This window comes from Halobacteriovorax sp. RZ-2 (genome assembly GCF_043196685.1).
In the GTDB taxonomy this organism is placed as follows: domain Bacteria; phylum Bdellovibrionota; class Bacteriovoracia; order Bacteriovoracales; family Bacteriovoracaceae; genus Halobacteriovorax_A.
Window position 1 is genome coordinate 451413 of the sequence record NZ_JBEBMR010000002.1, and the last position, 22561, is coordinate 473973.

A 22561-nucleotide genomic window follows, 5' to 3' on the forward strand; every position below is an offset into this window, starting at 1 on the left:
TGAGTTTATCTATTTAAATCAATACCAACCAATTTAATCTTATAAATCCATGCCATTAATGGATCATTAATAGAGGCAAATTCTAAATAAATCCAATTTTATATATTCAGATATTTCAGGAGTAGTACATTTTATGCATTTAAGTGAATTGAGAGAGATGGAAATCAAAGAGTTAAACAAGATTGCTGAAAAGGCAAAAATTGAAAACTCTGCGGGGATGAAAAAACACGAACTAATCTTTGCTATTCTAAAAGCACACGCAAAAGAGAAACAGGACATTTTTGGAAATGGTGTTCTTGAAATCTTACCAGATGGTTTCGGTTTCTTAAGATCTCCTGGATATAACTACCTTCCTGGTGCCGATGATATTTACGTATCACCAAGTCAAATTAGAAAGTTCGCCCTTAAGAAAGGTGACTCTGTAGAAGGACAGATTCGTCCACCAAAAGATAACGAAAGATACTTTGCTCTTTTAAAAGTAAGCACAATCAACGATCAAGAGCCTGCTGCTCACAAGAAGACAGTTCTTTTCGATAACTTAACTCCACTATACCCACAAAAGAAGATCAATCTTGAGTTTAATCCAAGCAATTACTCAACTCGTATGATCGATATGTTCGTACCACAAGGGTTTGGTCAACGTTGTCTAATCGTTGCACCTCCAAAAGCTGGTAAGACGCATTTATTACAAGAAGTTGCTAACGCAATTACTGAAAATCACCCAGACTCAGTTCTTATCGTTCTTCTAATTGATGAAAGACCGGAAGAAGTAACTGATATGAAGAGAAATGTTAATGCGGAAGTTGTTTCATCAACATTTGATGAGCCAGCAAACCGTCACGTTCAAGTAGCAGAGATGGTTCTTGAAAAAGCAAAACGTCTAACTGAAGCAGGGAAAGATGTTATCATCCTTCTTGACTCAATCACTCGTCTTGCTCGTGCATATAACACTGTTGTTCCACCATCTGGAAAGATCCTTTCTGGTGGGGTTGACTCAAATGCACTACACAGACCAAAGAGATTCTTCGGTGCTGCTAGAAATATTGAAAATGGTGGTTCACTAACAATCATCGCTACTGCACTTGTTGATACAGGTTCAAGAATGGATGAAGTTATCTTTGAAGAATTCAAAGGTACTGGTAACTCTGAAATTCAACTTGATAGAAAGCTTCTTGAGAAGAGAATCTTCCCAGCTCTTGATATCAATAAATCTTCAACTCGTAAGGAAGACCTACTTATGGATCAACTAGATCTACAAAGAACTTACGTTCTTAGAAAGGTTCTTCACCCAATGAGTACAATTGATGCAATGGAATTTATGCTTCAAAGAATTACGAAGACTAAGACTAATGCAGAATTCATGGACTCAATGAATAGCTAAGAAAAAGCTAAAAGGATTTTAAATGAGCATGTTTGATAAGCTTGATTCAGTAGTACAGCGCTTTGAGGTGCTGACTGAAAAAATGGCAGACCCAACATTATATGATAGGCAAGAGGAGTTCAAAAAGATTTCAGCAGAACGTGCAAATCTTGAAGAAGTTGTTATTGCTTACAAAAAATATAAGCAAATCAAAGAGGATATTGCCGAAGCAAAAGAGATGCTTAAGGAAAATGATCCTGATATGAAGGAGATGGCAAAAGAAGTTCTCGATGAGAATGAGCCATTAATTCCTGAGCTTGAAGATGAGCTTAAGATCCTTCTTCTGCCAAAAGATCCATTAGATGATAAGAACGTTATGGTTGAAATCCGTGCCGGTGCTGGTGGGGATGAGGCCTCGATCTTCTCTGGTGATGTTCTAAGAATGTACCAAAACTACGCTCGCTCAGTTGGTTGGAAAGTAGAAATCGATTCTCTTTCTGAAAATGATGAAGGGATTAAAGAAGTTGTCTTCTCAATCTCTGGTGAGAAAGTTTACTCAAAGATGAAATATGAATCTGGTGTACACAGAGTTCAACGTGTTCCAAAAACAGAATCTCAAGGGCGTGTCCACACATCAACGATTACAGTGGCAGTAATGCCTGAAACTGAAGATCTTGAGTGGGAACTTGATATGAATGATGTTCGTGTTGAGGTTATGCGTGCCTCTGGTTCAGGTGGACAGCACGTTAACACGACTGACTCTGCGGTTCGTATGACTCACATTCCAACAGGAATTGCAGTTTATAACCAAGACCAAAAGTCACAGCTTAAAAATAAAGAGAAGGCCAAAAAGATTCTTGCAGCACGTATCTTCGATAAAATGCTTCAAGAAAAGAATGCTGAAGAAGCAGCTGAAAGAAAAGGCCTAATCGGTACAGGTGATCGTTCTGAGCGTATTAGAACTTATAACTATCCTCAGGGACGTTTAACTGACCACCGTATTGGTCTAACTCTTTACTCTCTTGATAAAATTATTGAGGGAGATATGGCACCGGTTCTTGATGCTCTAATTGCTCACAACCAAGCAGAGTTGCTTAAAGGCCAAGAGGAATAAGTAGTAGCATGAGCTTTACTACACTTGGGGACTACATCGGCTCGTTCTTTAATGAGAATAAAAAATTCTTAGAGGCAAACTACCCTGGAATTACTCTTTCTCGTTTAAAGGCCGAGCTGAAAGACTTCTGTCGCATCCTCGAGTCTCAATTCGATGACATTTATATTTCTGAAAATAAAGGTGTCATCGAAGAATTCTTAAAAAAAGTCAGACAGGGAATCCCCCTCGAATATATTAGCAATCGCGCTTTCTTTTACCGCTCATCTTTTTATATAAATGAAAATGTTCTAATCCCTCGAAGTGAAACTGAAATCATGGTGGAGTGGACCTCGGAGTATATTAAAAAGAATAAGCTCAATGATATCTCTATTGCTGATATCGGAACAGGAAGTGGTGCCATTGCTCTAAGTTTAGCGGGAGAAATTGGAGAAATTGAAGCGAGAATTGTGGCCAGTGATATTAGTCCAAAGGCCCTAGATGTTGCTCGTGCCAATAAATTCTTTCACCGATATCGCTATCCAAAGACTGTAAAAATCGTCTTTGAAGAATCTGATTTATTAACAAATCTCAATGAAAAATTCGACATCATAATTAGTAACCCTCCATATATTAAGGAGGACGCTGATTTAAGTGAAGTGCATGGACAGGTTCATCGTTTTGAGCCCCATCTTGCTCTTTACTTAAAAGATGAAGATTACGATAATTGGTTTAGAAATTTCTTCCAACAAGTGGAGGAGAAGTTGAATGCCGGTGGCCTGTTCATAATGGAAGGTAGTGAATTGCATTTAGAACACTTAAAAGATATTTTAGGTGAATATCAATTCTCTAATCTTGAACTGATTAAGGACTATACAGATCGCTACCGTTTTCTAAAAGGAATTAAAAATGGATAAAATTATAGTTAAAGGACCAGCACGTCTTTCTGGTGAAGTTGAAATATCTCCGGCCAAGAATGCCTGTCTGCCAATCTTAGCGGCAATCCTTTTAACAGATAAGAAAGTTACATTAACGAGCCTACCAAAGCTTCGTGACATTAATACAATGCTTAAACTTCTTGAGATGATGGGTGTGCAATGTGATCGCAATGGTAAGGATATTACTTTCGACGCTTCAGCTCTTAGCTCTCATGAAGCAACTTATGAACTTGTAAAAACAATGCGTGCATCGATCTTTGTTCTTGGGCCACTTCTTTCGCGCCTTGGAAAAGCAAAGGTTTCACTTCCTGGTGGTTGTGCCATTGGGACTCGTCCAATCGATATTCACCTCGATAATCTTGAGAAGATGAATGTTAAGATTGAAATGAAAAGTGGTTATGTTTATGCAGAAACGGATCACCTTAAGGGCGCTCATGTAAAACTAAAGTTCCCTTCAGTTGGTGCAACTGAGAACCTAATCATGGCCGGAGTCTTTGCTGATGGTCAGACAATTATTGAGAATGCGGCAATGGAGCCAGAGATTGATGATCTTGCAAACTTCCTAAACGCATTAGGAGCGAAGGTTTCAGGAATTGGAACATCTCGTATTGTTGTCGACGGAGTTAAGGAGCTTAACGGCGGAACATACCAAGCAATTGGTGACCGTATTGAGGCCGCTACTTATATTATCGGAGGCCTTATGACGAAGTCTGAGGTTACGGTAAAAAACTTCAACCCAAAGCATCTCTTCAATGTTCTTGAAAACCTTCAAGGCATGGGAGCAAAGCTTGAGATCGGTGATGATTTTGTTAAAACATACCCGTCTTCACTAAAAGGTTCAAAAGTTATTACTGAGCCATTCCCTGGTTTTCCAACTGATGTTCAAGCGCAAATGGTTGCACTTTTAACAGTTGTTGAAGGGAACTCACTAGTAACAGAAAATATTTTTGAAAATCGTTTCATGCATGTGCCAGAGCTTACTCGTCTTGGTGCAAGTATTGAGCAACTTGGTAGCTCTGTCTTTATTGAAGGTGGAAAGCCTCTAACGGCAGCTCCTGTTATGTGTACTGATCTTCGTGCATCAGCGGCCCTCGTTCTTGCGGCCCTTTGTGCATACGGTGAAACGAAAATTGATCGTGTCTACCATCTTCAGCGTGGTTATGAAGATCTACCAGAGAAGCTTAAGAAGCTTGGTGCAAGTGTTGAACTCGTAAACGAATAGGGAGAAGCGTAATGAGTGATTGTTTATTTTGCAAAATTCTAAATGGTGAGATTCCTTCGACAAAGGTATTTGAAAACGAGAATGTCTATGCATTTCAAGATATTCAACCGTTAGCAAAAGAGCACTACTTATTTATTCACCGCAATCATTCAAAGAATATCAATGAGATGAATCGCGATGATATGGCCCAAGTCTTTGATGCCATCAAGGAATTCACGCAGTCGAATGATCTCGAACAAAATGGTTTTCGTGTCGTTTCAAATGTTAACCAGCATGGCTGTCAGAGTGTTTTTCATACGCATTTTCACCTAGTTGGAGGTGAGCAGCTTAAGGGATTTGGCGCTTAGGTATCCCAAAATTAAAAAGATCTATTTCAAACTAGAAATATAGTCTCCTTAGGATTGATTTTCGCTATAACGGCAAAAATTAATTCTAAGGAGATTTTTTATGCGTTCAATTTTTCTGATTCCCATGATCCTACTTCTTTCCTGTGGGAAACCAAATGAAAGAGCATTTTTTGGTCAAAATCTTAATCCGAGCTTTAAAGGCCAGTCACTAACTGCAACACAAATTCAATGTGAATCAATAAAAACGAATATTACAGACATGGAAATTACGTGCCCTATGTCTTTTATCAATGAAGATAAACAATTTCTTTTCTCTATTGATATGGACGAGCAAGCTATCGATATGAAGAAGTATCCAGAGCTTGGCGAAGTAGAACTTGAAATTTCAATTAAAGAAATGATTCATGCAAGATTCTACCTTGTATCTAAATATGGAAAAAGACTAAGTGAAGATACTTTATATGACGGAAGTCGTCCTCTTAAGTTTCAAGAGTTAAATCGTGGAGATTTTGCGGCCCATGAAATTTACTTAAAGCTTAATAATTATTTTACGGGAGATCATCCGAAAGTCGTATCACCAGAGGAAGATCTAAATTGTAATACAGGTATTTTTAATATTAATGATGTGAATCTTGCAGATCTTAAAGGTCAGTGTGAAAATTTAAAATTCATTCCTCTTGTAAAAGCCAAGGTTATTATTCCAAAAGTGGAGACTGTTTCGATCAATGGAAGACTTTTAGCGCTTACTACAGTAAATAGTCCAATAAAATTACCAAATCGAGATCTCGTAAATTTTAAATATGTATCAGTAAGTGATTTTGAAAAAAGTGAAGTCGATCCAAGTTTATTTTATCTTGAAAGTATTGACCAATATGGCCTTCACTACTTTTTAAATGATTCAAGTTACTGTGTAACTGTAGGAGTGATGGAAGTTTTTAAAGTTAATATCGACAAGAGCTTACATCGTTTGAACATTAGTTATTATGAAGGTCTTAATATCATAAAAGATAAATCTAGCTATAAAATAAGTCGTCAAAAAAAGTGTTATCCTGTTGAGCCTGTCTTAACTGGATTTGTAGTAGTTAAGGAATAGGGAGAGTTATGAAAGTATTAAGTTTAGTTATGTTATTTGTATTAGTTTCTTGTGGCTCAGGTAGTGACAAAAGTAAAGAAAGTGCTAATCAAGCAATGATCTCAAGCAAATCATTTCTACTTGAATGTAATAAGTTAGAGAGTTCTCTATTTAGCGATAGTGAGTGTAATAAGATCGGTATTACAAACCAAAAAATATTTCTATTTAATTTTGATTATTCTAACAATCAAAACATTTATGAAGATGGAGTAGAGAACTTCGTAAATCTTAAAATAAATCTAGGTGAAGATGTTATTGAAGGCCGTTTCATATTGATTTCAAAATATGGGAAGGTTTTATCAAATGAAGCTGTTTATAATCAAAACGAAGGAAAACTTACGTTTTTTGAACTTGAAGAAGGAAACTTTCTTTCACATGAAGTCTATCTGCAGACAAAGTCCCTAATTCTTACTAATGGGGAAAATATTAAATATGATTTAGGAAAATCTTTAAAGTGTGTAACAGGAAAAGTGAATTTTGAAGAGTTTCAAAACTTAGTTCAACCTGACGGATGTGAAAACTTGAGGATGGAAAAAATCTATACTGGTGCTCTTGTTCAAAAAGCTGAGTTTTATGAAGCTGAAGAAACAAGGTTAGTCACACGCGTAATGAAAAATGGAGTGATCTCTAAACCTAAGAAAGGGCAAGAATTAGTAAGTATTTCAGTTTTATCAAAATATGAGGTGAAGTTATTTAATCATTTCTCTAAAGAAGTGAAAGAATTTTCTGAAGTATATGAAATAGATGAAGAGTCTGGGACACTTTTTATTAAAAAGAAGAAACAGTGTTTAATAACTGGAATCTTGAAATATACAGATCGAGAAGTTAGAACTGGGAAATGGTTTGTCGTAGCAGATGAGATTGTGATGAAAGCTGCTTCGGGAAGTATTGAAGTTCAAGGTACTATTTTAGATGCAAAAGAAGATTATAAACGAAATGAATGTTTTGATCTAAATCCACAACCGATTGGATATATGTTAATTAAAGAATAAAAAAAGCCTCCATAGTGGAGGCTTTTTTTATGTGCTTATTAAGCTTTTACAATCGTCATTTTTAGATTCTCATCATCAACTTTGAACTCATGCTCAAGAGTATCTGTGCTAACAGTTAGAGAGTTAGCAAGAGTTTCTTTTGTGATGTAGTCAGTGTGAGTTTCAATTGCTTTTGCAAGAAGATCAGTAGCAGCAAAGTTAACTTCAATTCTATCTTCAACATTAAATCCAGAATCCTTTCTTGTTCTTTGGATTCTATTAACAACCTCACGTGCAAGACCTTCAAGGATTAATTCCTCTGAAAGGTTTGTGTCGATATCAATTGAAATATAACGGTTTGAAAGGGCCTGAGTTCCTTCCTTTGCTTCTCTAAAGATTAGAATATCTTCTGGCGCAAAAGTTTCACCTGCAAGCTCTAAGCTTCCTTTTTCTTCTAATTCATTTAGTTCAGCAGCACCAAGTTTTGAAATTAGTCCCATGAACTTACCAAATTCTTTTCCTAGACGTTTACCAAGAACTGGAGAGTTTGGTTTCGCATAGAGCTTGATGTAGTGGTCTTCATCAGTTGTGTACTCAACAGACTTAACGTTAAGCTCTGATTGGATATAGCTTTCAAGCTTCTTGATTTCATCAAGTAAAGCTTGGTCTTTGTGAATGACACTTAGACGAGCAAGTGGAGTCTTAACCTTAATTTGTACCTGGTTACGCTTTTGACGTCCAAGTAGGATAATCTGTTGCATTCTATCAACGGCATCTTCAAGAACAACATTCTTAAGTTCAGTGTTAGCAACAGGGTAGTCACAAAGGTGAACAGAAAGAGTTTTTTCACTTGAATCAAACTTCTTAAGCTCGCTAAAGATATGTTCCGATAGGAATGGCGCAAATGGTGCCATGGCAATCGTTACTTCTTTAAGAGTTGTAAAAAGAGCAGTGTATGCTTGATTCTTATCACTTGTTAGGCCTTCTCCCCAGAAACGTGAACGGTTCAGACGGATATACCAATTCGTTAAGTCTTCAATGAAGTGGAATAGGGCAGGTACAACGTTGTAAAGTTGGTACTGTGCCATTTCTGATTCAATATTTTCTTTAAGAGTTTGTAGTTTTGAGATAACCCAATTGTCAGTGATATTATCACCGCTTTCAGCATGCTCATTAAAATTCCATCCATCAATTGATGCATAAGTTTGGAAGAATTTGAAAGAGTTTAGCCAAGGAAGTAGGGCACGACGAACCATGTCCTTTACACCAGCATCAGTAAAGCGCTGCTCTTCACCTTTCACAAGTCCTGAGTTGATAAGGTATAGTCTTAGAGCATCTGATCCGAACTCTTCCATTAGCTCATCTGGAGCTGTGAAGTTTCTTAGAGACTTACTCATTTTCTTTCCATCTTCAGCAAGAACTAAACCGTTAACGATAACATTCTTGAAAGCTGGCTTATCAAATAGTGCCGTTGAAAGGATTGTCAGTGTGTAGAACCAACCACGTGTTTGGTCGAGACCTTCAGCAATGAACTCTGCTGGGAATCCGTTTTCAAAGATTTCTTTATTTTCAAATGGGTAGTGAAGTTGGGCGTATGGCATTGAACCAGACTCAAACCAACAGTCAAATACATCTGGAATACGCTTGTAAGTTCCTTCTTCGCCTTCGATTGTAAATGTCACTTCATCAGTGAATTCACGGTGAAGATCTGAAAGTTCAACACCTGAAAGCTCTTTTAGTTCTTCGATTGAACCAATACACTTCATGCTTCCTGTTTCGTCATTAATCCAAACTGGAAGTGGAGTTCCCCAAACACGTGTACGAGATACGGCCCAGTCGCGAGCATTCTCTAGCCACTTACCAAAACGGCCAGCTTTGATGTGTCCTGGTACCCAGTGAATTTCTTTGTTATTAGCAACAAGCTTGTCGACGATCTCTTCTACTTTTACATACCACTGAGGGATTGTACGGTAGATTAGTGGAGTCCCTGAACGGTAGCAGAATGGGTAGCTGTGAACGAGGTTTCCATGATCGTATAACTTTGTATTATCTTTTAACTCTTTGATAATTTCTTTATCAGCATCTTTTACGTAAAGACCTGCGTATGCTGGAACTTCTTTTGTGAATTGACCAGCATCATCGATTGGGCAAACTTCTGCCATCATGCCAGCTTCTTTACAGATTCTATTATCGTCTTCACCAAATGCTGGTGCTTGGTGAACAATACCTGTACCACTATCAGTTGTTACGTATTCGTCATTAAAGATTGTAAACGCACCTTCTTCTTTTAGATTTGCAAAGAAATCAAATAGTGGCTCATATCTAAGACCTAGAAGTTCAGTCCCTTTGAAAGACTCACCAATAACTTCAAGGTTACGCTTCTTAGCGAATGCTTCAACTCTTGCTTCAGCGAAGATAATTGTAACACCACGGTCGTTATCTTTTACACGAACGTAATCAACATCTGGCCCAACACAAAGTGCAAGGTTAGATGGAAGCGTCCATGGAGTTGTTGTCCAAGCTGCGACGTAATCGGCACCTGCTTTTTCTGGGTCATCTAATTTGAAAAGAACAGTAACTGCTGGGTCCTGAACATCACGGTAATCAAGACCTGCTTCAAAGTTTGAAAGTCCTGTACCAAGACCAGTTGAGTAAGGAACAACCTTTGTTCCCTTGTAGACCATATTCTTATCCCAAAGAGATTTGAATACCCACCAACATGATTCCATGAAAGTAGGGTCCATTGTCTTATAGTCATTGTCGAAATCTACCCAACGTCCAAGACGAGTTACAGTTTTACGCCATTCAGTTGTGTAGCGATCAACAATTGAGCGACACTCTTGGTTGTATCCAGCAACACCAAGTTTTTCGAGTGCTTCGTGTGCCGTCATTTGTAATTTCTTATTAATTTCTTGCTCAATTGGAAGTCCGTGCGTATCCCATCCAAATCTTCTTTGAACGTAGCGACCTTTCATTGTCCAATATCTTGGAACGATATCCTTTAGAGTTCCAGCAAGTAGGTGACCGTGGTGAGGAAGACCTGTCGCAAATGGAGGGCCATCATAGAAAATATAAGGCTCTTTCTCTTTTGTTTGCTCTAGTGATTTTTGGAAAATTTCATTCTCTTCCCAAAATTTTAAGACTTCATGTTCTGTGTTAACAAAAGAAAATTGTCCGTTATCCTGACTCATCGTATCAACCTTGTCTGTTATAGTTTTGTGTAAATTAATATTTGGCCCAAAATTTAACACGAAACCTATGATTTTGACAGTTTGGATAGGGCATAAAGTGCCGAAAAAGTCTCAATTTCTTACAGATTTAGGGCCAGTGGCCGAAATTGTCGATAAACTTCATGATGCTACGTATTTTATTGATTTTAACCATTACACTTTCAACCTTTGCTGGCCCGTCAGATCTTGAAACTAAGTTCAAGGATGATAGAAAGTCCCTAATTAGGTGGGATCAAATTAAGGCCAAGAAATGGTTAGACTTTGATGAGTGGAAAGAAGAATTACGCTTTAAGGAAAGTTACCCTTTATGGCGTGACCTTGAGAAGATCTCGGGCATTGATGAAGAAATAGGACGTGTCATAAAATGCGTGGGTGAGTGTACTCTTTTTCGAGCTCTTGGGAATAATCAAGTTGGATACCGTTCTCTTATAAAAGAAAATGATGATATCGAAACAGGAGTTGATAGCTATCTTTGGCTTATGCTCTTTGATGGGACGCTTATTCGCATGGCCCCTGAAAGTTCAATTTCACTAAAAGAAATGAATATTCTAAGAGACGAGGTCTTCTTCAATATTCGAATGAACGTCGGAAATATTCTTTTAATTTCACGCTCAAAAGAAAAGCTTGCAGATCTTGAACAAAGAGACACTGATGCAGTTTTCTTTCCGTTGCCAATTAATAAAACGAACCCTGTTGTTTTTGATAAAGAGGTCTCTTTAAATGAATATCTTTTTCAAGATGGGCTACGTTATAAATCTCGTACACGCTTCATTAATGAGGCGATTGAAAAGAATAATAAGAGTGTTATGAGAAAGAGTCGCTTCTTTATTCAGTCTCCACTTTATTCTTTTGAAGCCTATGCCCCATCTTTTGAAACATATGTTTCGATAGGGGATGACAGTTACTTAAAGTTTAGAGATGAGGAACAACTTGGTTATAAAAATGAATTGGCAACGACTCCCAAAATAAACCTACGCGGTTATGAAAATGATAGTTTTGAAGACCTAGAATATGGAAGCTGGTATAAGTTCTCATTCATTAATCGCAATATGTTTGTCACTAAAGACACTGAAGTTTTAAGCCAAAATGAATTATTTACCAAACGTATCTACGGTATCTACTACACGAGGGAAATATTTTTAGAACGCTATGGGAAGCCGCTCTTTGCTACTGGCAATGAAGTTCAGCTTGCAAGAAACTTTGGTCTAAGGCTGTGGAGCAAAGAAGAGCTCAAGAAGCGTCTTGATTTCTTATGGACTAATGTCAGAGAAGTTGAAACGACTAATCTTGCTATTGCTGATCGCTTCCGTAAATCTGTCCTCAGTCGTGCTAATCGCCGCGATAAAGAGGTGTTACGAAAAGATTTTTACACGAAGGCACAAGAAAGTTACTATAAAGTTGGTGCGATGGAGAATGCGAAAAGTTATTTTCCAAAGCTCAATTCTGAAAAACAAGAACTATGGAAGAAGTTAAATGGTATCTACACTGAAATTTATCCTGGCCTCAGGAAGTCCACGTCGCAAGGAACTACTATCTTGGATGAAAGTTCCGATTCAAATTAAACCATCAGATGTTGAAGAAATAACAACGAAAGAACATCCTAAAGATATTGTCGAAGAGTTGGCCGAGCTAAAAGGGCGAGACATCTTTTCACAAGAATTTCCAAAAGATAATCAGGTCTTTGTTGTCGCTTCTGATACTCTTGTCGCCATTGGAGATAAGGTTCTAGGAAAGCCAAATGATCGTGAGCATGCAAGGCAGATGTTATTAGAATTGTCTGGGAAAGAGCATGATGTTTTCACTGCTGTTTATATGGCATGTGGTGATAAAGAATATACTTTTTCAAGATGCTCAAAAGTTAAATTCACAGATATCTCACCTGAGATTTTAGATCTTTATCTTGAAAGTGATGAGGCGCTTGATAAGGCCGGATCATACGGGATTCAAGGACAGGGCCTTCTTTTTGTCGAGCATATGAGTGGCTCATATTCAAATGTTGTTGGTTTCCCGCTTGCTGACTTTATTGCGGAAATGAAAACCTTTCTTAATGAGATGGGACTCGATAGCAAGAACTGGAGACAATTATTCCAATAGGTGACTTTCTCCATTCTAAAAAACTAAATTTTACTACGGTCTCAAGTCATGCCGATGAGCTGGTACTTGAGGTCGAAGTCTGGGCAAAGCCTGGGGCAAAGGTTGAAAAGGTGAGTGTTGCCGAAACGGGACAACTTATTGTTAGCACTCAAGCTCCGCCTGAGGATGGTAAGGCCAACGCCGGTATTGAAAAGCTTGTTGCAAAGAAATTTGGCGTAGCAAAAATTCAGGTTCAACTTACTCATGGACTCCAGTCGAAGTTTAAAAAAATGGCCATAAGCTTCGTCTTTGCGCATAATAAAGATACTGAATATTACTTAGCTAAGATAAAGAAGGCCCTAAATTGAAATCAGTTTTAATGACTCTTTTATTCATACCGACTCTGACTGTTTATGCTCAAGCAGAAAAAGGTGAGACTCAATCTGAAAAAGAGATGAGTAAGGTCATGTATGCGAAAATCGAAGAGGTGAAGAATATCCCACCAAAGGATTACGTGACAAAAACTCAGGTCATCAGAAAGGAAATTGATAAGTATATTGATCTTAAAAAAGGCGTTTGTTCTGGGGATTACTCGACATTTGTTTTAGATCATAAAGATATTGAGTCCAGCCAGCATAAGTTAACAAAGATAGAAAAAGACCTATGTTACCGAGAGCTAAGAGCTTTCCAGGTTACCTATATCAATAACTTATTTGTTGCCAAAAAGAATTACCTCAACCATTTACATGATGAAAGGCTAAAGAAATTAGAAGAAATACGCGAGGAAACGCTACGTAGCTTAAAAGCTACGTACGACAAGCAGCTAATTTCGCCTAAGCGAAACCGCAAGAGAAGATAAATAAGAAGAAAGCTGTAAGCTTATTTCTTATTCCGCGTCTTCTTGAGTTGCTGTTCTACCAAGAACTGCGCGAGTTGGTCTTAAGCTTCTCACTTTTAAAAGTGATTTTCTTGGCTTAAGTGAAGCTGACTTACGAAGAGTCTGCTGCTTAATCTGTCCAATTACGCTGTTGTTAGTGTTAGACGATAATTTTTCGTTAGATGTTTCTTGTGATGACATCTCCATCTCCTTATTAAACGATTAAAGGTTAAAAAATCACTTACCTTAATCGTAATAAGATTCAAGAGACTCCAGAACTCAAATCCGATTAGGTAAGTAGTTCATCTACTCGTAGAAAAACTACTCTCAATGGTCACTCCGTGACAAAGTTTAATAACTTAAATATCTACTCGGCGCAATCTCGTTAGAAATTAAGCCTTTCCAAATATTTTCCAATTATATCACGAGGTTAGAAATGGTGCAACACAGCTATCACTAAGGGATTTGGGCGTCAATGAAAATGCATTAACCACTTGTAATTACTAAATAGATAAGGCAAATTACTACTATATTAATTATAAGGATGGGCCGTGAATCGCAAAAAAATATTGGCAGTGGTGATATTGTTCATAAATCTAGTTTCTTGCTCAAGTATCAAGAAAGTTGCCACGAATCAGATGGGGGATATGATTTTTGAAACATCTGAGGCCGTTTTCACTGAAGACAATTGGGACTTATTTGAATCGACAATCGATAGCAATATCAAATTAGTTGAAAACCTCTACGCCGCTGATCGCGAAAATCCTGAATTCATTGTTACTTTAATTAAAGCTTATAGTGGTAAGGCATTTGCTATTGATGAAACTTACTATCTTAAAGATCAACTACAAGAGTTATCAAATTCAAAGTTTCGCACTAATGCCTTAGCAAATTACACTCGTGCCCTAAATTACTCAGCTCTCTTTTTTGAAGTGAAGGGATTCAAAGATTTTGATTTCACTCGCTATATTTCATCACCTGAAGAATTTCAAAAATTATTAAATGATAACTTCAGTGATGATGCCACAGATATTGAAGGTGTTTTCTACACAGGACAAACACTTGCCGCAATCATTAATCTTCAAAGAGATAACATGCGTGCCGTTGCTTACCTACCTCTTGCAAAAGTTATGTATGATTGGTCATGTGGGAAGAATGCTAATCTTGCCCAAGGTGCTTGTGATATCTTCAATGCTTCTTATGCCGCTTCCAGACCACGTGGTCTAGGAGGTGATCCAATTAAAGGTAAGCGCCTATTTGAAGAGGCTATCCAAAAGTGGCCAAATAATATGCTCGTTAGACTCTCATATATTCAATTCTATGCAGTACCAATGTTTGAAGAAAATACTTACCGTGCTCAAAAGTTAGAAATGAATAAATTTAACAGAGAGAATATGGAGCCAACTTATTGGAGTGGGGGAAAGATCGAAACACCAAAAGTTGATTACAATAACCTATTTAATTTAATTGCACGTAAGAGATTAAAAATAATTGAAGGCTTAGAAGACGAGATCTTCTAATTGGAAAAAACATGTCAAAATTGAAAGCATTACTAATTCTATTACTAACGACTAATGTTATGGCCCTAACTTTAAAGGTTGGTGTTCTAACTCCTGAAGGAACGAATTGGGCGAAGAATTTAAAGAAGATGGCAAAGGCCATTAAGAAAGAAACTAATGGTGAAGTAAAAGTGAAGTTCTACTTTGGTGGATCACAAGGAGATGAGCCTGATGTTTTAAGAAAGATTCGCGTTGGTCAGCTTCATGGCGGTGTTTTTACTGCAAAGACATTAGGTGATATCAACGGCGATGTTCGCGTTGTTGAAATTCCATTCAACTTTTTTCATGATCGTAAAAAGGCCCTAAAAACTCTTGATGATTTAACACCATTTTTAAATAAGAAAATTAACGAAAGTAATTTTGTAAACCTAGGCTTCTTTGATATTGGAATGGTTTACTTTGTTTCAAAAACAAAAATCTCTTCAATCGATAGCCTTAAAGGTGTAAAGATTTGGTCATGGGAAGGGGACCCTCTTGTTGAAACAATTCTAGAAGAAATGAAGCTTGTTTCAGTTCAACTTCCTCTTCCAGATGTTCTCTCATCACTTTCAACTGGTATTATTGAAGCAGCTTATGCTCCGCCATTAGCAATTCTTTCAATGCAGTGGAACACTAAAGTTAAGTACTTAATTGATTTCCCATTAACAATGTCTGTTGGGGCATTCTTGGTAAATGATAAGGTATTTAAAAAAATTTCACCTGCAAATCAAAAGAAGGTTCTTACAATTTCTAAGAAGTATATTGATCTTGTTAAAGCAACGAATGAAAAAGATAATCAAGATGCTCTTGATCTAATGAAGGCATCAGGTGTTGAATTTGTTAAGTTTAGCGATGCAGATATCAAACGCGGTTACGAAGTTCGTGAAGCAACAATTAAAAAGCTTAAGGGAAAACTATTTTCTGAAGAAGCTTATAAGAGATTAGAAAAGAGTTTAAAAGCTCAGAAGTAAGTATGATACGAAAAGTAGAAGAAGTTACAGATCAAATTGTTGGTTGGCTCGTTGTGGCCAACGTCGCTATTATGCTAGGACTAAGTGTCTTGGCCATTATCTTACGTTGGTTTGATATTTCTTTTTCTTGGGTGGATCCTGTTGTTCGCCATCTGGTCTTTGCTCTAGCTTTCTTGGGTGCAACTCTTGCCAGTGGTAAGTCGAGGCATATTTCAATTGAGATTCTCCCAAAGTACTTGGAGAGTGAAGGTAAATATCGCACCTTATTCTTTTTAAATAAGCTGACTCAATTATGTATTATTGTGGGAACAACTTGGCTCTTTGCTTCAGGTGTTCAGTTCTATAATGTTGAAAAACAATTTGGAAATTTAACTTCGCTTGGTCTACATTCTTCTGTCTTAGTTGCAATTATTCCATGTGGTTTTGCCTTGATTTTTTTTCGTACGATCTTGGCCTTTTTAAATTTTAAGGAAGAGTATGAGCCTCATAACAATTAGTATTGCCGCACTTGTTTTGGCACTAATTGGAGTGCCTTTATTTGTCGTTCTAGGTGGACTTGCACTTGCTGCATTCTTTCATAACGGTATTGAGCCATCGGCCGTCTCTGTTGAGATTTACCGCCTGGCCTCTGCTCCGACAATCCTAACGATTCCACTTTTTACTTTTGCAGGTTACTTACTTGCTGAATCAAATGCACCAAAGAGATTATTTCGTTTCACAAATGCACTCCTTTCTTGGATGCCTGGTGGCGTTGCGATAGTAGGGCTTGTTCTTTGTGCCTTCTTTACGGCCTTTACTGGTGCCAGTGGGGTAACAATCGTAGCTCTTGGTGGACTAATTTATCCAATTCTTATGAATCGTGGCCATGATGATAAATTCACGATGGGATTTATCACGACGTCGGGATCCCTAGGGCTGCTATTTCCGCCAAGCTTACCAATTATTCTCTATGGAATTGTTGCTGGTGTTGATATTGATCAACTCTTTAAGGCCGGAATTGTACCAGGGATGCTTCTTATTATTGGACTTGCTATTTATTCAATTCTAAAGGCCCCGAAACAGCGTAGTGAAAAAGGGAAGTTTGACTTAAAAGAAGTATTACTTGCACTTAAAGGTGCATCCTTTGAGCTATTCTTAGTGCCTGCTGTCCTTGTCGGAATCTACGGTGGGGTTGTAACGGTAACTGAAGCTGCGGCCTTTACGGCATTTTATATTTTAATGATTGAGTGCTTTGTCTATCGTGACCTTAGCTTTACAAAAGATGTCCCAAAAATTGTTGTGGACTCAATGACGATGGTAGGTGCTATCCTTATTATCCTATGTTGCGCTCTTGGGCTGACAAATTTCTTAGTTGATGAAGAGGTTCCAAATCAGCTCTTTGGTGCCTTCAACCATATCCTTACCAATAAGTATGCCTTCTTAGCATTTCTGAACGTCTTCCTCTTAATTGTAGGAAGTTTAATGGACATTTTTAGTGCGATAATTGTGGTCGTTCCACTTATCCTACCACTGGCCCAAGAATTTGATATTCACCCAATTCACTTGGCCATTGTCTTTTTAACAAATTTAGAAATCGGCTATATTACTCCTCCTGTAGGAATTAACCTGTTCATTAGTTCAATTCGATTTAAGAGGCCAATTACTGAACTGTATCGCTCGGCCTTGCCGTTTCTCTTTATTTTACTAATTTGTTTGGCCATTATTACCTATGTTCCTGCTCTGAGTCTTATCTGGGTAAAATAAAGAGGATGAATATTTTTAAATACTTACAAATTTTAACCTTGGGATTTTCTGCCTCGGCCTTAGACGTGAAAAAGGGTGAGTGGGATTTTGAAGTCTATGAAGGTCCACTCGATCCAAGATTAGTTATTGATTATCAGAATGAAAAACAAGAGTTCTTAGATGAGGTCACTGGGCGCACTTATTTTAGTCAAATGCTTGAGCCTGCTATCTTTGATCTAACACAAGAATTTGATCGCTATATCTATCCAAACTTTGCTTGTTCAAAGCACGAGATGGCCGAGAATATTGAATATATGCGCTACCTTGTTCGCTTAACAAGTATCGCGAGTCTATATGAATTCTATCGCCAGTCGAGTATTGCTCTTTACCAATTAGGTGATGAAAAAAGCTGCTCACTAAATTACGATGGGATTTTTAAGTCATGTAAACCAAAGTCAAAAGATATGAAGCTCTTTATTAAAAGGGTTTCAGACTATTTTCCTGATATTGTGGACTGGGGGAAGTACCCAATCAAGTTACAAACAGATCGTCGCTTTGACCTGGCCAATTACCATCCAAGCTTAGTTAAGATTTTAAATAAGAGCTTTGGTGGAGATAGTAAGTCTTCGCTTATTAAAAGCTGTCAATTTGTTAAAAGTGAAATTCAAAGTTTATGTAGTGAAGAAGATTACTACCTATCTGCAATTAACGTTGAAGAGATTAAAAAAGAAATCCTAACGACTAGTGCTTATAAAATTATTAATGCTAGTGGGAAGGGAGAGGCCTGTTTTTCTCGTTATGAAGAAATGACGAAGGATCAGGTCGCCATTGATAATAAGAGTGCTGAAATCATTCGTACCGCTTTAAAGGGTGAGGATGACTTAAAGGTATTCTGGTTTGGTTCTCTGCGTGAATTTGATGAGAAGGGAATTACTCTCGTTGAAGAAAAGGTCGTTAAGGAAGAACCTAAAATCGTTGCCAAGGTTGAAGTGAAGAAGCCTAAGGTGGTAAAGACTGTTGATATTAAGACGATTAAGATTGTCAGAAAGCCTAAGCCTGAACCAAAGAAGCCAGAGCCTGTTAAGGAAATTGTTTTCTCTGCATTTGAAACGGCCGTCTTAAATTATGAGAAATCAAAGAAGCAGACAGAAGTTGCTATGACTTCTTTCAAGCATGATTATAAATTCTCAAAGAAGACTCTTGAGAGATTCAACGGTTCTTTAAGAAGCTATCAAACAAGAAAACAACTTTCTAAAATGAAGAGAGTGGATAACCTTGGAAGCCTTCAGGCGCCAATGAGTTTAACGTTTATTAAATACCTAATCGATTATAACCTTCATCAAGGTCTTTATAATATGACGAGCATTCTAGGGAATGAGTTCTTTGTTATTAATGATCTCGAGGGGAGAAGTCGTCCAATTAAGATTGTTCTTGATAATAATGAAGAGACGAAATTTAGGTGGAAGATTTGGGTTACTCAAGCTGAATAAAAAAGGCCCGCTTTAAGCGGGCCTTGTTTTTTGTGCTTTAATTTTTCCATTGCTCCTGAGTCGAACCGCTCGGGCTTGAACCCTCGCTCTCGCTCCTATTGTCTAGCTAAAGAGCAGGGGAGCTAGCACCGCAAACAATAGACTGGCCTATGCCAGTCAATTTTGCGGATGCTTAATACTTTCTAGAAAGTTTTTTAAGTCTCTTCTCGTATGCTGATTTAACAGATAGAGCTAGGAAGAAACCTGCATTTTCACCATTCTCATCTTGACCAAATAGTGAGATGTTTCCAACTCTCTTGTCACCAGCTTTGAATGATTTAGTCCATGCAAATCCGTAAAGGTTAAAGTTTTGTAGTGGTACCCAAATACCAAAAACTTTTGGACCTACGTAAAATGCCATATTCTTAACTTTTTCAACAGTGAAAGCTACTGCTGGTAGAGCACCTGCTGCTACACCTGGGATCATACGTCCACCAGGAAGAGTCTTAGGGTCTAGTCTGTTTACATCTGATGAGAAGATATCATCAAGTGAAACTGTAAAAGTTAGAACTGAACCTGCACCTTCTAGGTTAGGGTTAAGTCCGATAAATGACTTCTTGTATTTAGGTACTTTGTAAGTAGCACCTGCCATAATTGAAACATCTTCAAGTACCATTGAAACAACAACATTATCTTCTAGAAGATTAACATTTGGTCCATCAACACCTGGGATGTCAACATTTCCTTCTCCACAAGAAACAGAGAAGAAAGAGAAGCTTAGTAGAGCTACGACTGTCAGTAGTCTTTTTCTTAATGTGATTTCCATATCCATACCTCACTAGTTTATAGGAAAAAATTCTCTCGTATGTTCATCTATCGACAGATATGAAGGGGTTCTTAATTTTTTTTGAAGAAAAAAAAAGCCCCTAGATTCCTAGGGGCATTTTTCCTGTATAGAATGTTTTGGTCAGATATTACAGAATTTTTTGGACTACTAATTAGTATCTATCAGCAAGTCTCTCTAGTGATCTTTCTTGTGAGCTTGAAACTGTAAGCGCTAGGAAGAAACCACCGTTTTCACCATTTGCATCTTCACCAACAAGTGAAAGGTTACCAACTCTCTTACTATCTGTGTAGAAACGAGTTGTAAGCATTGCACCTGCCATATTAAGGTTTTTAACTGGAACCCAAATACCAAAGATTTGTGGACCTACGTAAAAAGCGATGTTCTTAATACTTGGTACTGAGAAAGCAACTGCTGGAAGGGCACCACCAGAAACACCTGGAATGGCACGTCCACCTGGCAGAGTAAGTGGATCTAAACGATCAACTTTATCTCCAAAAATATCATCTAGCGATACAGAGAAAGCAAGTAATGTACCGTTAGATTGAAGGTCTGGTGAAACCTCAACATAAGAGTTGTTGTAGTTAGGGATGTTGTAACGAGCACCACCTTCTACAGAAATGTTTTCTAGAACGATATCAACTAAGATATCATCGCCTAGAAGAACAACTGTTGGGCCATCAACACCTGGAATGTCCATGTTCTTTGAACTGTCCCCTGAACCACATGACGTCGTAAGTAGCGACAGGGCAACAAGTGCAGAAGTGATTAAAAGTTTCGATTGCTTAAATACTACAGAATTTTTCATAATTACCTCAAATGACTTTCTATTGATTATTAATTTTCCTTTTAATAGAAGTCTCTTTGAAGGCTTGTGCTCTTTTACAACTAATTGAACTCCACTGACGTACGACAAAGACCACAAATCGTTCTCTCTTCAATTTCGATAAATGCATTATGAAGAAATCAAGAATTTAAACAAGGTGATGTTGGAGCGAATTAACTTTTTTTGAAAAAAATGTAAATTTTTTGAAAATTCTTTGAATGATTTTAGTAGGTTAGAAGAGGGCTCCATGACTTTTTTTGAGGGGTGACGGCCGGATGACTACTTGAGAATTTTACTTTGAAAACTGCCGTAGAAAATGGCCACCGCCTAGGTAACTGGTCGAAACCTTGTGCGAGGAGGGGGGATCCCACGAAATTTTCCACCTAACATCTGCTAGGGGAAAAGGTTAAAATAGAAGGGTGAGATTATTAAGTGACAGAACAAATTTACGAACGAATTCAAATCCTGCAACAAAGAGAGTTAGTCGCAGCGAGGTTTCTTCGGATTCTGTAGCTCCTAGATCAACTAGCGGACAAAAGATTGTTCGTCGTGAAAGGCCTTCTGAGCTAAGTAGAGGCGAAATAAAGGCCAAGATCGAAAATCACAAAAGAGAAAAAGAAGAAAAAATGAAAGCTGCTATCGCTGAACACAAGGCGAGTAAGCAGGCACAAGCGGCTCCAAAGCCACCTGCAGCAGCACCTGTTCCTGCTCAAGAGAAAGCAGAAGTTATCAAAGAGGCAACAAAGGCCGAAGTAAAGATTACTCCAGAAGGTGAGCCATTTGGGGATATCGCAAAGAATGATCCAAAGGATCCAGCAACTCAAGAAAAGCTTAAGGGTGTGCTAACAGCAGGAGCATTTAATTTTTCTGATAAAGAAAGAGATGTTCTAGCAAAGATTCTTAATCAATAAAGAGTCGTTTCTACTCAATCATTAATTCAATTTTTTCAATGACCTCAGGAATAACCTTAGCAAGGTTTCCATCAATGATTGTCGCTGCAGAGTGATTATGCCCACCACCACCAAGGGCCTGTGCAATCACGCCAACATCAACTGTCTGGTTAACTGAGCGAAATGAAATCTTAACCTTGTCGCCAACTTCTCTAAACATACAAGCAACTTCGATTCCTTCAAGAATAAGAAGGTGATTGATAAAGCCATGAGTGTCTTCAGTTTCACAACCAAAGCTTTCAATTTCTTCTTCTGTTAAAGAAATCCAAGCGACCTTGCCGTTTGGACTCATCTGACAAGATGAAAGAACCTTTCCAATGAGCTTCATATACTCAACTTGTTTAACACCGTTGATTTGATTGAAGGCTTGCGGAGGTGAAATTCCCGTATCCATAAGCTTGGCAACAATTCGGTGAGTGTTTCCTGTTACTGTAGGGTAGCGGAATGAGCTTGTGTCGATAATGATTGAAGTATAGAGGGCCAAGGCCATCTTCTTATCAAATTTTACACCAAGGGCCTCGATTAATTCGCCAACCAATTCTCCTGTTGCTGCCTTTGTTGAGTCCACGCAGTGAATGGCCGCGATCTCTTTAGGGCAAGGGTGGTGGTCAATAAATAGAAGTTCACTTGATTTTAAAACAAGCTCTTGAACGTTCTTTCCAATTCTTGGAAGAGCGTTAGTATCTGTTACGATAAATAGATCAATTTTATCAAAGTAGTCTTTTGAATCATTGTAATTTGTAATCACACCATCTGGATCTAGATAGCGATAGCGATCGAATAACTTTTCTTCGTTAATACAAATTGCATTCTTGCCTAATTTTCTTAAGGCCATACACAGGGCAATCTCACTTCCAATACCATCGGCATCTGGAAAGATGTGAGTTGTAATAACAATATTATTAGCTTTTTCAATAAGCTTCTTAAAGCGATCTACATTTCTGGTCATATTTATCCTAGTCGGCAGAGTTAGGTAAATGATTAAATTTTAAGACTTTTCT

General features: G+C 37.8%; 22 protein-coding genes. 17 read left to right on the top strand and 5 right to left on the bottom strand.

The window, feature by feature from the left end; genetic code table 11:
* The first annotated feature begins 133 nt into the window (after window positions 1-133).
* The 7 genes from rho (at window position 134) to ABMA78_RS08300 (ending at window position 7081) form a co-directional block, all read left to right on the top strand.
* Window positions 134-1381 carry a transcription termination factor Rho gene (gene rho / locus ABMA78_RS08270; RefSeq protein WP_392858865.1) on the top strand — a complete coding sequence of 416 codons (1248 nt, stop codon included), beginning with the start codon at window positions 134-136 and terminating at the stop codon, window positions 1379-1381.
* 28 nt (window positions 1382-1409) lie between these two features.
* Window positions 1410-2474, top strand: coding sequence for a peptide chain release factor 1 (gene prfA / locus ABMA78_RS08275; RefSeq protein ID WP_392860228.1), 1065 nt, complete (start codon window positions 1410-1412; stop codon window positions 2472-2474).
* 8 nt (window positions 2475-2482) lie between these two features.
* Entirely contained in the window at window positions 2483-3367 is an 885-nt protein-coding gene (locus ABMA78_RS08280) for a N5-glutamine methyltransferase family protein (protein ID WP_392858868.1), read from the top strand.
* Window positions 3360-4610 carry a UDP-N-acetylglucosamine 1-carboxyvinyltransferase gene (gene murA / locus ABMA78_RS08285; RefSeq protein ID WP_392858870.1) on the top strand — a complete coding sequence of 417 codons (1251 nt, stop codon included), beginning with the start codon at window positions 3360-3362 and terminating at the stop codon, window positions 4608-4610. Before ABMA78_RS08280 ends, murA begins: the two co-directional genes overlap by 8 nt.
* An 11-nt stretch (window positions 4611-4621) precedes the next feature.
* Complete coding sequence (locus tag ABMA78_RS08290; protein ID WP_392858872.1) at window positions 4622-4957, top strand: HIT domain-containing protein; 336 nt, start codon at window positions 4622-4624, stop codon at window positions 4955-4957.
* A 100-nt stretch (window positions 4958-5057) separates the two neighbouring features.
* A complete protein-coding gene (locus ABMA78_RS08295; protein ID WP_392858874.1) occupies window positions 5058-6050 on the top strand; it encodes a hypothetical protein in 993 nt (330 codons plus the stop codon).
* An 8-nt stretch (window positions 6051-6058) separates the two neighbouring features.
* Window positions 6059-7081 (top strand): hypothetical protein, encoded by a 1023-nt coding sequence (locus tag ABMA78_RS08300; RefSeq protein ID WP_392858877.1) that lies wholly within the window; start codon window positions 6059-6061, stop codon window positions 7079-7081.
* A gap of 38 nt (window positions 7082-7119) precedes the next feature.
* On the opposite strand, the gene ileS is transcribed toward ABMA78_RS08300, so the two are convergent.
* Window positions 7120-10251, bottom strand: coding sequence for an isoleucine--tRNA ligase (gene ileS, locus ABMA78_RS08305; protein ID WP_392858879.1), 3132 nt, complete (start codon window positions 10249-10251; stop codon window positions 7120-7122).
* 164 nt (window positions 10252-10415) lie between these two features.
* Here ileS and ABMA78_RS08310 point away from each other — a divergent pair, with 164 nt between their 5' ends.
* Genes ABMA78_RS08310 through ABMA78_RS08325 form a run of 4 tightly spaced genes read left to right on the top strand, consistent with a single transcriptional unit; the run spans window position 10416 to window position 13222 of the window.
* Window positions 10416-11852, top strand: coding sequence for a hypothetical protein (locus ABMA78_RS08310; protein ID WP_392858882.1), 1437 nt, complete (start codon window positions 10416-10418; stop codon window positions 11850-11852).
* Window positions 11830-12384 (top strand): Maf family protein, encoded by a 555-nt coding sequence (locus ABMA78_RS08315; RefSeq protein ID WP_392858884.1) that lies wholly within the window; start codon window positions 11830-11832, stop codon window positions 12382-12384. The genes ABMA78_RS08310 and ABMA78_RS08315 overlap by 23 nt, the downstream gene beginning before the upstream one ends.
* Before the next feature lie 59 nt (window positions 12385-12443).
* Window positions 12444-12731, top strand: coding sequence for a DUF167 domain-containing protein (locus tag ABMA78_RS08320; protein ID WP_392860229.1), 288 nt, complete (start codon window positions 12444-12446; stop codon window positions 12729-12731).
* Window positions 12728-13222, top strand: a complete 495-nt coding sequence (locus ABMA78_RS08325) for a hypothetical protein (RefSeq protein ID WP_392858887.1) — start codon at window positions 12728-12730, stop codon at window positions 13220-13222. The genes ABMA78_RS08320 and ABMA78_RS08325 overlap by 4 nt, the downstream gene beginning before the upstream one ends.
* 27 nt (window positions 13223-13249) lie before the next feature.
* Here ABMA78_RS08325 and ABMA78_RS08330 read toward each other — a convergent pair whose 3' ends face one another.
* Window positions 13250-13441, bottom strand: a complete 192-nt coding sequence (locus ABMA78_RS08330) for a hypothetical protein (RefSeq protein WP_021268392.1) — start codon at window positions 13439-13441, stop codon at window positions 13250-13252.
* 383 nt (window positions 13442-13824) lie between these two features.
* Between ABMA78_RS08330 and ABMA78_RS08335 the strand changes: the two genes are divergently transcribed.
* From ABMA78_RS08335 to ABMA78_RS08355, 5 genes are read left to right on the top strand one after another with little or no spacing between them, the layout of a single operon-like run.
* Window positions 13825-14760 (top strand): TRAP transporter TatT component family protein, encoded by a 936-nt coding sequence (locus ABMA78_RS08335; protein ID WP_392858890.1) that lies wholly within the window; start codon window positions 13825-13827, stop codon window positions 14758-14760.
* Window positions 14761-14771: 11 nt separating this feature from the next.
* On the top strand, window positions 14772-15749 hold the full coding sequence (dctP, locus tag ABMA78_RS08340; protein WP_392858892.1) for a TRAP transporter substrate-binding protein DctP: 978 nt from the start codon (window positions 14772-14774) through the stop codon (window positions 15747-15749).
* A gap of 2 nt (window positions 15750-15751) precedes the next feature.
* The gene (locus tag ABMA78_RS08345; protein ID WP_392858893.1) at window positions 15752-16246 is read left to right on the top strand and encodes a TRAP transporter small permease; all 495 of its coding nucleotides are present in this window, start codon (window positions 15752-15754) and stop codon (window positions 16244-16246) included.
* Entirely contained in the window at window positions 16227-17492 is a 1266-nt protein-coding gene (locus ABMA78_RS08350) for a TRAP transporter large permease (RefSeq protein WP_392858895.1), read from the top strand. The genes ABMA78_RS08345 and ABMA78_RS08350 overlap by 20 nt, the downstream gene beginning before the upstream one ends.
* A 5-nt stretch (window positions 17493-17497) precedes the next feature.
* A complete protein-coding gene (locus tag ABMA78_RS08355; RefSeq protein WP_392858898.1) occupies window positions 17498-18961 on the top strand; it encodes a hypothetical protein in 1464 nt (487 codons plus the stop codon).
* A gap of 172 nt (window positions 18962-19133) precedes the next feature.
* On the opposite strand, the gene ABMA78_RS08360 is transcribed toward ABMA78_RS08355, so the two are convergent.
* Both ABMA78_RS08360 and ABMA78_RS08365 read right to left on the bottom strand, forming a co-directional pair.
* Window positions 19134-19766, bottom strand: a complete 633-nt coding sequence (locus ABMA78_RS08360; RefSeq protein WP_392858900.1) for a hypothetical protein — start codon at window positions 19764-19766, stop codon at window positions 19134-19136.
* A gap of 172 nt (window positions 19767-19938) precedes the next feature.
* On the bottom strand, window positions 19939-20592 hold the full coding sequence (locus tag ABMA78_RS08365) for a hypothetical protein (protein WP_392858903.1): 654 nt from the start codon (window positions 20590-20592) through the stop codon (window positions 19939-19941).
* Window positions 20593-21029: 437 nt separating this feature from the next.
* Between ABMA78_RS08365 and ABMA78_RS08370 the strand changes: the two genes are divergently transcribed.
* Complete coding sequence (locus ABMA78_RS08370; RefSeq protein WP_392858905.1) at window positions 21030-21521, top strand: hypothetical protein; 492 nt, start codon at window positions 21030-21032, stop codon at window positions 21519-21521.
* A gap of 10 nt (window positions 21522-21531) precedes the next feature.
* Here ABMA78_RS08370 and ABMA78_RS08375 read toward each other — a convergent pair whose 3' ends face one another.
* Window positions 21532-22509: a bifunctional oligoribonuclease/PAP phosphatase NrnA gene (locus ABMA78_RS08375; RefSeq protein ID WP_392858908.1), complete on the bottom strand. Its 978-nt coding sequence runs from the start codon at window positions 22507-22509 to the stop codon at window positions 21532-21534.
* Window positions 22510-22561: the final 52 nt, after the last annotated feature.

What these genes read in the sequence shown, in the direction of transcription:
- rho (WP_392858865.1), top strand. Translation starts at nt 134, where the DNA reads ATGCATTTAAGTGAATTGAGAGAGATGGAAATCAAAGAGTTAAACAAG.
- prfA (WP_392860228.1), top strand. Translation starts at nt 1,410, where the DNA reads ATGTTTGATAAGCTTGATTCAGTAGTACAGCGCTTTGAGGTGCTGACT.
- ABMA78_RS08280 (WP_392858868.1), top strand. Translation starts at nt 2,483, where the DNA reads ATGAGCTTTACTACACTTGGGGACTACATCGGCTCGTTCTTTAATGAG.
- murA (WP_392858870.1), top strand. Translation starts at nt 3,360, where the DNA reads ATGGATAAAATTATAGTTAAAGGACCAGCACGTCTTTCTGGTGAAGTT.
- ABMA78_RS08290 (WP_392858872.1), top strand. Translation starts at nt 4,622, where the DNA reads ATGAGTGATTGTTTATTTTGCAAAATTCTAAATGGTGAGATTCCTTCG.
- ABMA78_RS08295 (WP_392858874.1), top strand. Translation starts at nt 5,058, where the DNA reads ATGCGTTCAATTTTTCTGATTCCCATGATCCTACTTCTTTCCTGTGGG.
- ABMA78_RS08300 (WP_392858877.1), top strand. Translation starts at nt 6,059, where the DNA reads ATGAAAGTATTAAGTTTAGTTATGTTATTTGTATTAGTTTCTTGTGGC.
- ileS (WP_392858879.1), bottom strand. Translation starts at nt 10,251, where the DNA reads ATGAGTCAGGATAACGGACAATTTTCTTTTGTTAACACAGAACATGAA.
- ABMA78_RS08310 (WP_392858882.1), top strand. Translation starts at nt 10,416, where the DNA reads ATGCTACGTATTTTATTGATTTTAACCATTACACTTTCAACCTTTGCT.
- ABMA78_RS08315 (WP_392858884.1), top strand. Translation starts at nt 11,830, where the DNA reads ATGAAAGTTCCGATTCAAATTAAACCATCAGATGTTGAAGAAATAACA.
- ABMA78_RS08330 (WP_021268392.1), bottom strand. Translation starts at nt 13,441, where the DNA reads ATGTCATCACAAGAAACATCTAACGAAAAATTATCGTCTAACACTAAC.
- dctP (WP_392858892.1), top strand. Translation starts at nt 14,772, where the DNA reads ATGTCAAAATTGAAAGCATTACTAATTCTATTACTAACGACTAATGTT.
- ABMA78_RS08345 (WP_392858893.1), top strand. Translation starts at nt 15,752, where the DNA reads ATGATACGAAAAGTAGAAGAAGTTACAGATCAAATTGTTGGTTGGCTC.
- ABMA78_RS08350 (WP_392858895.1), top strand. Translation starts at nt 16,227, where the DNA reads ATGAGCCTCATAACAATTAGTATTGCCGCACTTGTTTTGGCACTAATT.
- ABMA78_RS08355 (WP_392858898.1), top strand. Translation starts at nt 17,498, where the DNA reads ATGAATATTTTTAAATACTTACAAATTTTAACCTTGGGATTTTCTGCC.
- ABMA78_RS08360 (WP_392858900.1), bottom strand. Translation starts at nt 19,766, where the DNA reads ATGGAAATCACATTAAGAAAAAGACTACTGACAGTCGTAGCTCTACTA.
- ABMA78_RS08365 (WP_392858903.1), bottom strand. Translation starts at nt 20,592, where the DNA reads ATGAAAAATTCTGTAGTATTTAAGCAATCGAAACTTTTAATCACTTCT.
- ABMA78_RS08375 (WP_392858908.1), bottom strand. Translation starts at nt 22,509, where the DNA reads ATGACCAGAAATGTAGATCGCTTTAAGAAGCTTATTGAAAAAGCTAAT.